The organism is Ralstonia sp. A12, from assembly GCF_000801955.1.
Taxonomy (GTDB): domain Bacteria; phylum Pseudomonadota; class Gammaproteobacteria; order Burkholderiales; family Burkholderiaceae; genus Ralstonia.
Map to the genome: position 1 here is coordinate 1 of NZ_JSZO01000019.1, position 12,507 is coordinate 12,507.

Genomic DNA, 12,507 nt, shown 5'->3' on the forward strand with positions numbered 1-12,507 from the left:
AAGAAAGTGAGTCAGCCCCGGCAGGGGATGAAACAAGGGATGCACCACCCACGGTGATTAAGCGCCAAACCCAAACGCTCAAACCGCCCGATCCACCGGCGGCGTCCACTGATACATCCAGGTCTCAGAAAGCAACCGCTCGCCAGATTGCAACGTCAGCGACAACTCAATCGGCGCATTGCTGGCATCGGGCACCACGTCGAACATCGCGCGCACGCCATCGATGCTAGCCAGCGGCCGGGCGGAGGCGATTTCCACCCGCCCCCGCGAGGTGCGGATAACGGGCTCGACGGTAGACCCAGCCGTACTCCGCCCCAGCCGCGCCAACTCACCACCCGCAAAATCGACCACGAAACGCCAGGAAAAGTATTTACGCGGCTGCCCGACAACACCGCCGATCCCCGTACGCGTGGCCACCACCCGCGCCAGCGGCGAGGCCGCAGCAGGCTGCGCCCCCCAGGTCAGCCGATACCCGAAGGCCAGCTCCTGCCCCGCATGCGGCGCCACCGCCGGCCGCCAGAAGGCGACGATGTTGTCGAAGGTTTCATCGTTGGCCGACAGCTCGACCAGCTCGACCGCCCCCTCGCCCCAGCCATGTGTAGGCTCGACCCACACGCTCGGGCGCTTCTCGTAGAACACACCGTCGTCTTGATAATGGTCAGGGTTGCGGTCGCGCTGCAGCAGGCCGAAACCACGCGGGTCGTCGTCAGCAAAGCGCTGGCTGCGCAGCATGGGCGGGTTGGCCAGCGGCCGCCAGATCCACTCGCCCGAACCGCGCCAGATGGCCAAGCCGTCGGAATCATGGATCTCCGGCCGCCAGTCCGATGCGCGCCAGCGGCGGGCGGCGCTGTGGCGATCACCCGCGCGGTCGGTACGGTCGTTTTCGCCGTAGAGGAACATGCTGGTGAGCGGCGCGATGCCCAGCCGCTCAATCGGCTTGCGCACGAAGAGCGTGGCCTGCACGTCCATCACCAGCGTATCGCCAGGGTGGATGTCAAAGCGGTAGATGCCCGCGACGCTGGGGGAATCGAGCAGCGCGTAAACCCGCAACGCGTCGGCATCGGCCGCCGGGCGCACCAGCCAGAACTCGGTGAAATCCGGAAACTCCTCCGCACGCGGCAAGCCGGTATCGATCGCCAGCCCGCGCGCCGACATGCCGTACTGCCACTGCCCGCCCACCGCACGGAAGTAGCTCGCGCCCAGGAAGGCCGCCACATCGCGCGTCGGATCCGCCTTGGTGGTCAGCCGGAAGCCCGCAAAACCGAGATCCGCCGGCAACGACTGGTGATCCAGCCCGCTCCTGCCGTAGTCGAACATGGCCGGGTCGTAGGCGATCAACCGGGCTTGGCCATCCACCACCTCATGCATGCGCACGGGTGACTTGAAGAACAACCCCAGGTGAAAGAAACGGGCCTCGAACGGCAGATGCTGTCCGGCCCAGAGGGCGTGGTCAGCGCGGTAGCCGATGGATTGGTAGCCGTCCCACCCCAGTGTGGCCAGCGGCGCGGGAAGCTGCGTGCTGCGCGGGCGATAGGGCCGGGCGGCCACGGCACGGGCGCGCGCCAGCAGGCGGGTTTCGTCAAACGGCTCCGGCGCACCAAGGGGGCTGCCAGCGCTGTTGCCAGGCGTGGCACTGCGGGACAAACCGGGGGTCAGCGCCGGGGCCACAACAAGCAGCCCGGCGGCCAACTGCTTGAGCAGGTCGCGACGATGCATGGATCAAGGCAGAGCCGGAGATGAGTCATCTTCGCATAAACACCCGCCCAGGCAGCATCCCGCAAGAAACCTTTCATTGGACCCACAACCCTTCGGCAAAACCGGGATTGGGGGCGATCCGCGTGGCGCCTATTCTTCAATTGGCGCACAATTCAGGCCCTACCGGCCTAAGGCCATCCGCCACGATCCTCACGGCGCACATGTTTCCTACGTTTTCCACGTCTTCGCTGCCCGACACGGCCCAATCGTCCGATGTGACGGTCGCCCTGGAGGCATTCGACCGTTTCTACGACGATGTCCTGCTGCCCATGTGGCTCGGCCCGGGCTGGAACGCGCAGGCGGGCCTCTGCTATGAAGCGCTGATCGTCGAGAACGACGTGCTGGTGCCGACCTCCACCGCGCGCTACCGCGCCATGGCTTGCGCGCGGCAACTGTATACATTGGCGCGCGCCACGCAGCTCTCGACCCGGCATCAGGCATTGTGCGCCGAGCGCGCTGCCGCGCTGTGCCATGCGCTCGACACGCGCTTTCGCGACACGATCAACGGCGGCTGGCTGTTCTCGATTGACAGCGCGCTCGCTCCGCAGGACACCACCAAGGATCTGTATACCCACGCCTTCGTGCTGTTCGCAGCAGCCCACTGGCTGGCCGTGAGCGACGACCCGCGTGCCGCCGCCCTGATGGACGACGCGCACGACGTGATCGCGCGCCGCTTTGCCCGTGCAGGCGCAGCACCACTGCCGGTGGCCGCCATGGATGCCACCTTTGCCACGCCCCTGGCCGGTGTGACGCAAAACCCGGTGATGCACCTGACCGAGGCCTACCTGGCCGCCGCTGCGCTGGACGAACCACCCGCCTGGGCCGAGGCCGGCGTGCGGACGTTGGCAGAGGGCATCCTGGCGCGCTTCATCGATGCGCGCACGGGCAGCATCACGGAAATGCCGATCGATGAGGCGAGCACCGACAACCGCATCGAACCCGGCCACCAGTTCGAATGGTTCTACCTCGTGCGTGCGCACGCCGACGTGTTTGCCCGCTCCGAAGCCGGCCGCCACCTGGCACAAACGCTTGGCCGCGCCGTCGATGCCGCTTGCAATCTGGGCGTCGACCCGGACACGCAGGGCGTGTGCCTCGCACTCGGCCTGGATGGCGCAATGCGCGACGCCAGCCAGCGCATCTGGGCACAGACCGAATACGGCCGCGCCCTCGCGCTGTGCACCGAAACCCACGGCGCGATGCTCGCGCACATGCTGCCGACGTGGTCTGCGCGTTTCCTGCACGCGCACGGCTGGCATGAGGTGATCGACGCCACCGGCCAGAGCCTGCGCGCCGACATGCCGTCGAGCACCCCGTACCACATCACCACCTTTTACGAGGCGGCCCGTACAACCCTGTCCGAGTCACCTTCACGTTGTACCCAAGCTGTTGAGTGAGGCACCCCATGCATACCCATAACCCCAACGAATCCAAGGCCCGCGCCATCTTCCGGGTGGTCAGCGGCAACTTCCTGGAGATGTACGACTTCATGGTCTACGGCTACTACGCCAAGGCCATTGCGGACACCTTCTTCCCCGCCGGCAACGAGTTCCTCTCGCTGATGCTGTCGCTGGTGACGTTTGGCGCCGGCTTCCTGATGCGGCCGTTGGGGGCGATCTTCCTGGGCGCCTACATTGACCGCCACGGCCGACGCGTGGGCCTGATCGTCACGCTGGCATTGATGGCGTGCGGCACGTTGCTGATCGCGCTGGTACCGGGCTACGCCACCATCGGCCTGGCGGCGCCGCTGCTGGTGCTCATCGGGCGGCTGCTGCAAGGCTTCTCGGCCGGCGTGGAACTGGGCGGTGTGTCGGTCTACCTGGCCGAAATCGCCACCCCGGGCAAGAAGGGCTTCTTCGTGAGCTGGCAGTCGGCCAGCCAACAGGTGGCGGTGATGTTTGCCGCGCTGCTGGGCGTGCTGATGTCGATCCTGCTGCCGCCGTCTGAGATGAGCGCGTGGGGCTGGCGCGTGCCGTTCATCATTGGCTGCCTGATCGTGCCGTTCCTGTTCATCATCCGCCGCTCGCTGCAAGAGACGGAAGAGTTCCAGAAGCGCAAGCACCGTCCGGACCTGGCCGCCGTGTTCCGCTCGATGGGCCAGAACTGGCGCCTGGTGGGCGCGGGCACGCTGATGGTGGTGATGACCACGGTGTCGTTCTACCTGATCACCGCCTACACGCCGACCTTCGGCAAGAGCGTGCTGCACCTGTCGGACATGGACAGCCTGATCGTCACGCTGTGCGTGGGTGCCTCGAACTTCTTCTGGCTGCCGGTGATGGGTGCGGTGTCTGACCGCGTCGGCCGCCGCCCGCTGCTGATCCTCTTTACCGTGCTGATGCTGGTGACGGCCTACCCGGCCATGCAATGGCTGGTGGCGGCACCGTCGTTCACCCGCATGCTGACGGTGCTGCTGTGGCTGTCGTTCCTGTACGGCAGCTACAACGGCGCGATGGTCGTCACGCTCACCGAGATCATGCCGCCGGAAGTGCGCACCACCGGCTTCTCGCTGGCGTACAGCCTGGCCACGGCCATCTTCGGCGGCTTCACCCCGGCGATTGCCACGTGGCTGATCCACGAAACGGGCAACAAGGCGATGCCGGGTGTGTGGGTGTCGTTCGCGGCACTGTGCGGGCTGATTGCCACGCTGGCGATCGTCAAGCCGGCCGGCAAGCACGTGCACGGCGCAGGCACCGCTCCCGCCGCCTGATCGCCAAGATGCAGAACCCGGGCGGCCTGATCGACATCGTTGCGATTGAGCATGCCGGCTTTGCCGCGCTGCCGCCCGAATACAACATCGAAGACGGCCCCTGGGTGCTGCGCATGGCGGGGGGCTTGGCCAAACGGGCCAACTCCGCCAACGCGCGCGCACCCGGCGCGGCACTGGATGCGGATCGTCTGAACCGCATTGAATCCTTCTATCGCCACGCGGGTTTCCCGCCCATCGTGCGCGTCACACCACTGGCCTCGCCCGAGGCCGACGCCTTGCTCGAAACGCGCGGCTACCGCATCACCGACAGCAGCCTCGTCATGACAGCGCAGCTTGCCCCCACGGCACCGGCTGCACTGTCCGACGGCATCACCGTCAACATCGACACGACGATTCCCGATATGTGGCACGACGCCTTCGCGCAGTTCGATGGGCTCAATGCGCACGGACGCGCCACGCGCCGCGCCATGCTCGACGCGCTTGAGCGCCCGCATGCAGCCATCACGCTGCGCGATGCGGACGAAAGCATCCTGGGAATCGGCCTAGCTGTGGCGGACGGCGCGTATGTCGGCCTGTTCGATGTGCGCGTGGCGAGCGCCGTGCGCGGACGAGGCCTTGGGCGTGCCGTGACGGACGCGATGCTCAGCTGGGCGCGCACCCGGAGCACGGCCGATGCGCCGGTCATCGCCTATCTGCAGGTCAGCGCTGAAAATGTGCCGGCGCTAAACCTGTACCGCTCACTGGGCTTTGTTGAGGCCTACGCCTATCACTACCGCGTCGGGCCGGCGCAGCCGGCCTGAACCGGCTTACTGAATCACCAGCCCGTTCGGCCCCACCACGCCCAGCTCCACATAGTGCGAGCCGGGGCGCGAGCGGTCCGAGAAGTCCACAACAAACCCGCCGCCCACATCAAAATTACGCAGGTTGGCCAGCTCGCGGCGCACCTGGTCGCGCGTGGGCTTGGGGCCGGCGCGGCGCACGGCTTCAGCCAGCACCTTGGCGGCCACAAAGCCTTCCACCGCGCGGAATGACAGGTCGACGTCCTTGGCGCCCACCGCCGTGCGTGCGCGGTTGAATTCACGGATGACGGGGTTCACGCTCTTGCCGGGGTTGGGCATCACCAGCGCCAGTGAGTAGCCGCGCACCGCCTCGATGCCCGCCACTTTGAGCAGGATGCCCGGATCGATAGACGACAGTCCGAGCAGTTGCGCCCCGCCGCCGCGCGCCCGGTACTGCTTGACGAACTGCGCGGCCGGCTCCGCCGTGGCGCCCAGGAAGATCGCCTGCACGTCGGCGCCCAGCAGCTTGTCCACCGCCGGGCCGACCGTGGCCGTGTTGCGCGGGTACGAGGCCGTGGCGGCAACCGTCAGCCTGTGCGGCTTGAGCGTGCGCTCCACACCGGCCAGCGTCTCTTTGCCCAACGCGTCGTCCTGGTACAGCACGCCGATGCGCGTGACACCGATGGTGACCAGCGCGCCGACCATCTTGTCCATCTCTTGCTGGTAGCTCGCCTTGATGGGGAACACCCACGGATCGCCGGTCATGGTGGTGGCGCCGGTGGCCGGGCCGACCAGCGGCAGGTTCGCCTCGGCCAGCACGCCGTTGCGCATGAGCGCTTCCACATTGGCGGTGCCGACCACAGTGAGCGCGGCCACAGGGTTGTCGATCTTGGCCATGTCGCGCACGTTGCGCACGGTCTGCTCGACCTTCTGCTCATCGTCGCGGGCAACCAGGCGGATGTATTCGCCATTGATGCCGCCGTCGAGGTTGAGCCAGTCGAAATACAGCCGGGCGCCCGCATTGAGCGCGCGCCCCGTGGTGGCCTGTGAGCCAGATAGCGGTAACGACTGGATGATGCTGATGTCGGCGCGGGCGGCAGGCGCCGCGAGCACCGCAGTCAGCGTAAGCGAGGCCGCAAGCGCGGCAGCCCACGGCCGGCCACGCCAGGTCCTTCCGCGCGCCCCCCGGCTGCGCGTGTGATTTCCCGTTTGCATTGCTAGCACCCTTCACCGCGGCCTCGTGGGCTGCGGCGTTTTTTTGTCGAGACCGCCTGGGCGGTCCGCTTTGTCGTTGTGTCGCGTCGAACATAACTGACGCGGGCGATAGCCTGCCATTGCGCAGGGGCTTCGACAAGTCCTGCCGGTGGCGTTTTAGACTCACCGCATCGATTCTGTCGCAAACGTGTCATGCCACAGCGCCTCCTGCCCACCGATATCGAAGGCCGCACCCCGCCCTCCCCGGCGCATCCGGTGCGGCTGTACACGCGGCAGATGGAGGCCAACACACGCTTTCCGCGCCATACGCATCCGTGGGCGCAGGTGGCGTACAGCCACAACAGCGTGCTGCGCGTGCAGGCCGGCGATACGGCCTGGGTGGTACCGCCCTCCCGGGCAATCTGGATTCCGCCCGGTATCGAGCACGAGGTGTGGGTGGTCGAGGCGGCGTTCCTGCGCACTCTTTATGCCGACCCGTCCCTGGCGACGGGCACGCTGGCGCAGTGCCGTGTGATGGAGGTGTCACCGCTGCTGCGTGAGCTGATCGCCGCGATGGACGTGCGCCAGCCGCTGCCGCCCGCGCGCGAACAGGCGCTCGGCGCCCTCATCCTCGACGAAGTACGCCAGAGCGCCCCGCTACCGCTGGACTTGCCGATGCCCACCGACAAGCGCCTGCGCGCCCTGTGCGAGCGCGTCATGGCTGACCCTGGCACGTCGCTCACCTTCGATGCCCTGGCCCGTGACGTGGGCGCCAGCGAGCGCACGCTGGCGCGGCGCTTTCGTGAAGAACTGGGCGTGAGCTTCTCGCAGTGGCGCCAGCAGGCCGTGCTGGCCAGCGCCATCCCGATGATGTCGAAGGGGATACCGCTTGCGCGTGTGGCGCAGGAACTGGGCTACAACAGCCAGAGCGCGTTCTCGGCGATGTTCCGCCGGGCATTCGGGCAGAGCCCCAGCGCGTTCCTGCACCGGCCGGGCTCGGAGGGCGACGCCGCTTAGATCGGCGGCTCGCTCATCGCTGGCAGCAGCATCGAAAAGCGCGCACCGCCGCCCTCTGCTGCGTCGAGCCGGATCTCACCGCCGTGCACCAGTGCGATCCGGCGGACGATCGCCAGGCCCAGGCCGAAGCCGCCGGTGTGGCGGTCGCGGCTGGCATCCAGGCGCAGGAAGGGCTCGAACACGCGCGCACGGTCCGGCGCCGGGATGCCGGGGCCGTCGTCTTCCACGGTCAGGCGCAGCGCACCGGCGTGGCCGGTCTCCAGCCGAACGGTGATGGTGTTGCGCGCATAGCGCGCGGCGTTGCGGATCAGGTTGAGCAGCGCGCGCGCCACCAGGCGCGGATCGCACACGTGGTGGGTGGGCGCGGCCTCTGTGTGCACGGCCAGCGTGAGCTGGCGGTCGGCCACATCGTTGGCAACACTGGCGACCACGCTGTCGAGCCACTCGCCCACCGCCACGCGCATCAGCACGAGGTGTGTGGCGCCCTGCTCCAGACGGCTCAGGGCCAGCAGCTCGCTCACCAGCTCGTCCAGCTCGCGCACGTCGCGGCGCAGGGCATCGAGGCGCAGGTTGTGCTGCATTTCTGACGACGGCGGCACGGGGGACTGCAACAACGCAATGCCGAACTCCAGCCGCGCAATCGGCGTCTTCAGCTCGTGCGAGATGCCGTTCATCATCTCGCGCTGGTGCTGGATCGAGCCCTGGATGCGCTCGGCCATGTCGTTGAACTGGCGCGCCAGGCCAAACACGTTGGAGCGCTTGTGCAAGTGCGCCCGCGTCGACAGCTTGCCCGCGCCGAAACCGCGCGCCGCCTCTTCCAGCGCGCGCAGATCGCGCCAGTGCAGCCAGACCCAGGCCAGCAGCGGCAACAGCGCCGCAATGGCAATCAGCGAGTACGCGATCAGCTGGATGCCGAGGTAGTCCATATCCGCGCTGTAGGCATGGAGTACCGTGCCGTCGCGCAACGGCAGGTAGTAGTCCCGGCCGTTGGTCATCAAGACCAGCTTGTGGTCTGCCAGATCGCGCCGCTGCTGGGCAGACAGGTCGGGCAATGTATCCGGATCGACAAAGTTGAACTGCTCCCACGCGTTGTTGTTCAGCCGCGCCAGTGCGGCATCTCGGCCGGTCGGGCCGGCGGGGCCCGCACGGTCCAGATAATCCTGCAGCGTGAAGGCGTAACCCTTGCGCACCTCGCGCTCGCCGTGCGTGAGCGTGTCGTGGAACATCCAGACAAACGACTTGTTGACGCCGATCAGCGCCAGCGCGGCCGCCAGCACCACCATCGCGTAGAGCTTGAGCAGGGACTTGAGCATGCCTCACTCCTCCCAGGCGGAGGGGCTGAACAGATAGCCGCGCCCCCAGATCGTCTTGATCTTGTGCGGCTCGGGCGAGGCATCGCCAAAGCGGCGGCGCAGGCGCGAGATGCCGGAATCGACCGTGCGGTCCAGCCCGTCGAACTCGATGCCGCGCAACTGCTTGAGGATGTCGTCGCGGCTGAGCACGGTGCCGGCGGCGCGCGCCAGGATCAGCAGCAGGTTGAACTCGGCCGTCTTCAGGTCGACCGGTTGGCCGCGCCAGGTGACCGTGCGATTGGGTGGCGAGATGGCCAGCTCGCCAAAGACGAGCGTGTCGTCATGCGGCGCCGCGGGTTCCGAACTCGACGTGGCCGGTGAAGCACGGCGCAACAACGCACGGGCACGCGCCACCAGCAGGCGCGGCTCGATGGGCTTGAGCACGTAGTCATCTGCGCCGATCTCCAGGCCCGCCACCTGGTCGTAGGTATCCACACGCGCGGTCAAGATCAGCACCGGCACGCGCGAGAACGCGCGAATGCGCCGGCACACTTCCATGCCGTCCATGTGCGGCAGCATCAGGTCGAGAATCACCAGCGCCGGCTCATGCTCCCGCACGGCAGCTACGGCGATGTCGCCCCGGCGCACCACTTCCACCGCAAATTCGTAGTTGCCCAGGTATTCGCTGATGAGCTGCGCGAGACGGTCATCGTCTTCAATCAGCAGCACCTTGGTCTTGAGCGGCCCGTCGGTCATCGCTCATACCCCCGTTTTTCTTTTGATGGCCCGCAGTGTACGGCGACCGGCTTGCGAGTGGAGGCGGCGGCGAAACTTGCAAACACTCGCGCACAATTGCGCACAACTTCCCGGCAATTTCCAGACAGACGTGCGCGCGGCCTCTCGCCAGACTTCGGACTCTCTCTCAAGAGATCCAACAAGAGGTCTATCGTGCTCAATCGTCTCTCCCGTCTCTCCCCGCGACTCTCCGTTCCGTATCTGGCCGTGCTCTCCGGCATCTGGCTGGCGCCATCGGCCGTGTATGCCGACGATGCGTCGTATTCGCTGTCGCTCAACGCGGGCGTGGCACCGCGCTATCAGGGCGGCAAGCAGTACACCGTGACGGCCGGCCCCGGCTTCCGGGCGGATTTCGGCAACGGCTGGTTCATCGACCCGACCCAAGGCGGTGCAGGCTATGCCATCCGCTTCCTGAACGGCATGTTCGCCTCGGCCGCGCTGTCATATGACCCGGGCCGCTCCGACACCAACCGCTTCGGCCGCCCGGGCTCGGACTACCTGAAGGGCATGGGCTCGGTGAAGGGCTCGCTGCTGGGCGTATTCACGGTGGGCGGCAAGATCGTCGGCGAGACCAAGGGCAGCATGACGCTGGAAGTGCCGCTCACCAACCGCGAGCGCGGCTGGTCGGGCCACATCGATGTGGCGGCGCCGGTGGCGAGCTGGGGTACCGACACGATCATCGTGAGCCCGAGCCTGCATTTCGGCTCCAGCAAGTACATGCAGACGTACTTTGGGGTGACGCCGCAGCAATCGGCCAACAGCGGCTTTGCGCAGTACAACGCCGGCAGCGGCCTGCAGGCGGCGTCGCTGACGGTGGCCTGGACGCACGCATTCTCGCGTCACTGGGCCATGCAGACGGCGGTTGGCACCACGCGCCTGCTGGGCAACGCCGCCAAGAGCCCGATCGTGCAGAACAAGCAGAGCTACTTTGGCGGCACAGGCGTCGTCTACACGTTCTAAGTTCGCCCAGGCTCAGGCAAGCGCGTCGAGCCACGCCACCGTTTCGCGCCACCAAGGCCCCCCCGACGCTGCGCGGAAGAAGCCCATGTGACCGACGCCCTTGCCTGACAACGCCGCACCGCCCACCTGCCGGCGCGTGACGCGGGCGGCAGGAAACTGCGCGACCAGCGCATCGATGGCGGCTGCGGGCGCCATCGGATCATCGTCAAAACCCCAGGCGAGCAGCGGTACAGCGAGCCTCGGGTAGCGGGACATATCCAGGCCCGCGCCCGGCGCGAACAGGTAACCGCGCCGGCGGGCAAAGCGCGCCCAATCGCCCAGGATGGCGGCCGGAATCGCCATTGGCCCCATCCCGACGGCAGACAGCGGCAACATGCCGCTGCGCACGCGCGCCACTGCCAGCGGAATCCGCACGTTCAGCAGCCATGCCAGTTGCGGCCGGCTGAGCAGCCCGCGCCAGGGCCACAACCGTGCGTTTGCCAGCGACACCGCCACGTGCACCAGCGCATCGGCATGCACGATGTGCGGCGCCAGCCCGGCCAACTGCCCGCCCGCGCTATGGCCGAGCACCACCAGCCTGCGCCCGCCACAGCCCTCGGGGACGAGCGTGTCGTGCACCCACTTGAGCACGGCGTCGATGTCGCGCCGGCCCCAGTCCGCAAAGTGCGGGGTGCCTGGGCCCGTGGCCAGCGCCTCCCCAATGCCGCGATAGTCGAAGGTCACCACACGCCAGCCGGCCAGGCAGAGCCCGCGGGCAAACGCGCCATAGAACTGGCGCGGCACCCCCAGCGCCGAGCAGATCACCACCGTGCCGTGTACGCCCAGGCCGGGGCTCGTGACGGTCACGGGCAGCGTCCAGCCGTCGGCGGTGCGCACGTGGTCTTCGCGGGTGGCAAGGGCATCGGCGGGATAGTCGATCGGTTCACGCTGCATGGGGCACTCCGCTCTGGGCTGGGGTCTGCTGGGAGTATGGGCGGCGGGGGTGGCGGTCACAATTACGCGACAGGTAATCGCCGCAGCTACCCGACTCTGCTTCAATAGGTGACATGAAACCAGCCCAGACCACCACCGAATCCGTTGGCGTGCTCGATGAAGCCGACGCCGCGCACATTGGTGCCGAGCCGCCCGAAGCGGCGCTGACCCGCTTCCCGCAATTGCTGCGCTTCTGGCGCACCCGCCGCGGCTACAGCCAGCTCGCCCTGGCGCTGGCGGCCGGGGTGTCGCAGCGGCATGTGAGTTTTCTGGAATCAGCGCGCGCGGCGCCCAGCCGCAACATGATCCTGCAACTGGCCGAAGAGCTGAACGTGCCGCTGCGCCATCGCAACCAGATGCTGCTGGCGGCCGGTTTCGCGCCCGCGTATCCGGAGCAGGGCCTGGCCGCGCCGCCTGACGAGACCTCGCCGATGATGCAGGCGGTGCGCCACGCGGTGAAGCTGATCCTCGACAAGCAGGCGCCCTACCCGGCCATCGTGCTGGACCGCTTCTGGCACCTGCTCGACGCCAACGCCGCGCACCGCCGCCTGATGCGCTGGGCCATCGGTGACGACCGGTCCGAGGGCGGGACCGAACGCAACTCGGGCGCCGTCAACATGATGAAGCTGGTGTTCGACCCGACCGGGCTGTGGCCTGCGATCGTCAATCGCGAAGAAGTGGGCCGCTACCTCGCCCGGCGCGTGCGGCAGGAGCTGGCCCTGCACGCCATCGACCCCGCTACGCAGCGCCTGCTGAATGACATTCGCGCGCTGCAGCCCGCGTTGTTTGAGGCGGCCGAGGCGCCGCCGTCTCCCGCGGGTACCACGTCCGGCAACGGCGATCCGCTGCCCTTCCTGCCCGTCACGCTGCGGCGCGACGGTGTGACGATCTCGCTATTCACCACGCTCACCACGCTGGGTACACCGCGCGATGCGGGGCTGCAGGAAATGCGCATCGAGTGCTTCTATCCGGCGGACGAGGCGTCGCGGCGGGCGTTGGAGCGTATTACGTTGTAAGCGCACACACATTGCAACGAGAA

At 67.5% G+C, this 12,507-nt stretch carries 11 protein-coding genes; 6 read left to right on the top strand and 5 right to left on the bottom strand.

Features of this window, described 5'->3' with window-relative positions; translation table 11 throughout:
• Positions 1-78: 78 nt before the first annotated feature.
• A complete protein-coding gene (locus PI87_RS19875; protein ID WP_039599464.1) occupies positions 79-1,716 on the bottom strand; it encodes a glucan biosynthesis protein in 1,638 nt (545 codons plus the stop codon).
• A 200-nt stretch (positions 1,717-1,916) separates the two neighbouring features.
• On the opposite strand from PI87_RS19875, the gene PI87_RS19880 reads away from it, so the two are divergent.
• The 3 genes from PI87_RS19880 to PI87_RS19890 are packed head-to-tail and all read left to right on the top strand — an operon-like array spanning position 1,917 to position 5,259.
• Positions 1,917-3,149 (top strand): AGE family epimerase/isomerase, encoded by a 1,233-nt coding sequence (locus PI87_RS19880; RefSeq protein ID WP_039599465.1) that lies wholly within the window; start codon positions 1,917-1,919, stop codon positions 3,147-3,149.
• A gap of 8 nt (positions 3,150-3,157) precedes the next feature.
• Positions 3,158-4,459, top strand: a complete 1,302-nt coding sequence (locus tag PI87_RS19885; protein WP_039599466.1) for an MFS transporter — start codon at positions 3,158-3,160, stop codon at positions 4,457-4,459.
• A gap of 8 nt (positions 4,460-4,467) precedes the next feature.
• The gene (locus tag PI87_RS19890; protein ID WP_039599467.1) at positions 4,468-5,259 is read left to right on the top strand and encodes a GNAT family N-acetyltransferase; all 792 of its coding nucleotides are present in this window, start codon (positions 4,468-4,470) and stop codon (positions 5,257-5,259) included.
• A 6-nt stretch (positions 5,260-5,265) separates the two neighbouring features.
• Here the strand turns inward: PI87_RS19890 and PI87_RS19895 are convergent, their stop codons facing one another.
• Positions 5,266-6,453, bottom strand: a complete 1,188-nt coding sequence (locus PI87_RS19895; protein ID WP_039599468.1) for an ABC transporter substrate-binding protein — start codon at positions 6,451-6,453, stop codon at positions 5,266-5,268.
• A 192-nt stretch (positions 6,454-6,645) separates the two neighbouring features.
• Here PI87_RS19895 and PI87_RS19900 point away from each other — a divergent pair, with 192 nt between their 5' ends.
• A complete protein-coding gene (locus tag PI87_RS19900) occupies positions 6,646-7,449 on the top strand; it encodes an AraC family transcriptional regulator (protein ID WP_039599469.1) in 804 nt (267 codons plus the stop codon).
• Here PI87_RS19900 and PI87_RS19905 read toward each other — a convergent pair.
• Together PI87_RS19905 and PI87_RS19910 are read right to left on the bottom strand one after the other, a co-directional pair.
• Entirely contained in the window at positions 7,446-8,762 is a 1,317-nt protein-coding gene (locus PI87_RS19905) for an ATP-binding protein (protein WP_039599470.1), read from the bottom strand. The genes PI87_RS19900 and PI87_RS19905 overlap by 4 nt on opposite strands.
• Positions 8,763-8,765: 3 nt before the next feature.
• Entirely contained in the window at positions 8,766-9,497 is a 732-nt protein-coding gene (locus PI87_RS19910) for a response regulator (RefSeq protein ID WP_039599471.1), read from the bottom strand.
• Between the two features lie 192 nt (positions 9,498-9,689).
• On the opposite strand from PI87_RS19910, the gene PI87_RS19915 reads away from it, so the two are divergent.
• Positions 9,690-10,496 carry a MipA/OmpV family protein gene (locus tag PI87_RS19915; protein ID WP_052321642.1) on the top strand — a complete coding sequence of 269 codons (807 nt, stop codon included), beginning with the start codon at positions 9,690-9,692 and terminating at the stop codon, positions 10,494-10,496.
• 12 nt (positions 10,497-10,508) lie between these two features.
• On the opposite strand, the gene PI87_RS19920 is transcribed toward PI87_RS19915, so the two are convergent.
• Entirely contained in the window at positions 10,509-11,429 is a 921-nt protein-coding gene (locus PI87_RS19920) for an alpha/beta hydrolase family protein (protein ID WP_039599472.1), read from the bottom strand.
• A gap of 104 nt (positions 11,430-11,533) precedes the next feature.
• Here PI87_RS19920 and PI87_RS19925 point away from each other — a divergent pair, with 104 nt between their 5' ends.
• The gene (locus PI87_RS19925) at positions 11,534-12,484 is read left to right on the top strand and encodes a helix-turn-helix domain-containing protein (RefSeq protein WP_442965504.1); all 951 of its coding nucleotides are present in this window, start codon (positions 11,534-11,536) and stop codon (positions 12,482-12,484) included.
• Positions 12,485-12,507 lie beyond the last annotated feature (23 nt).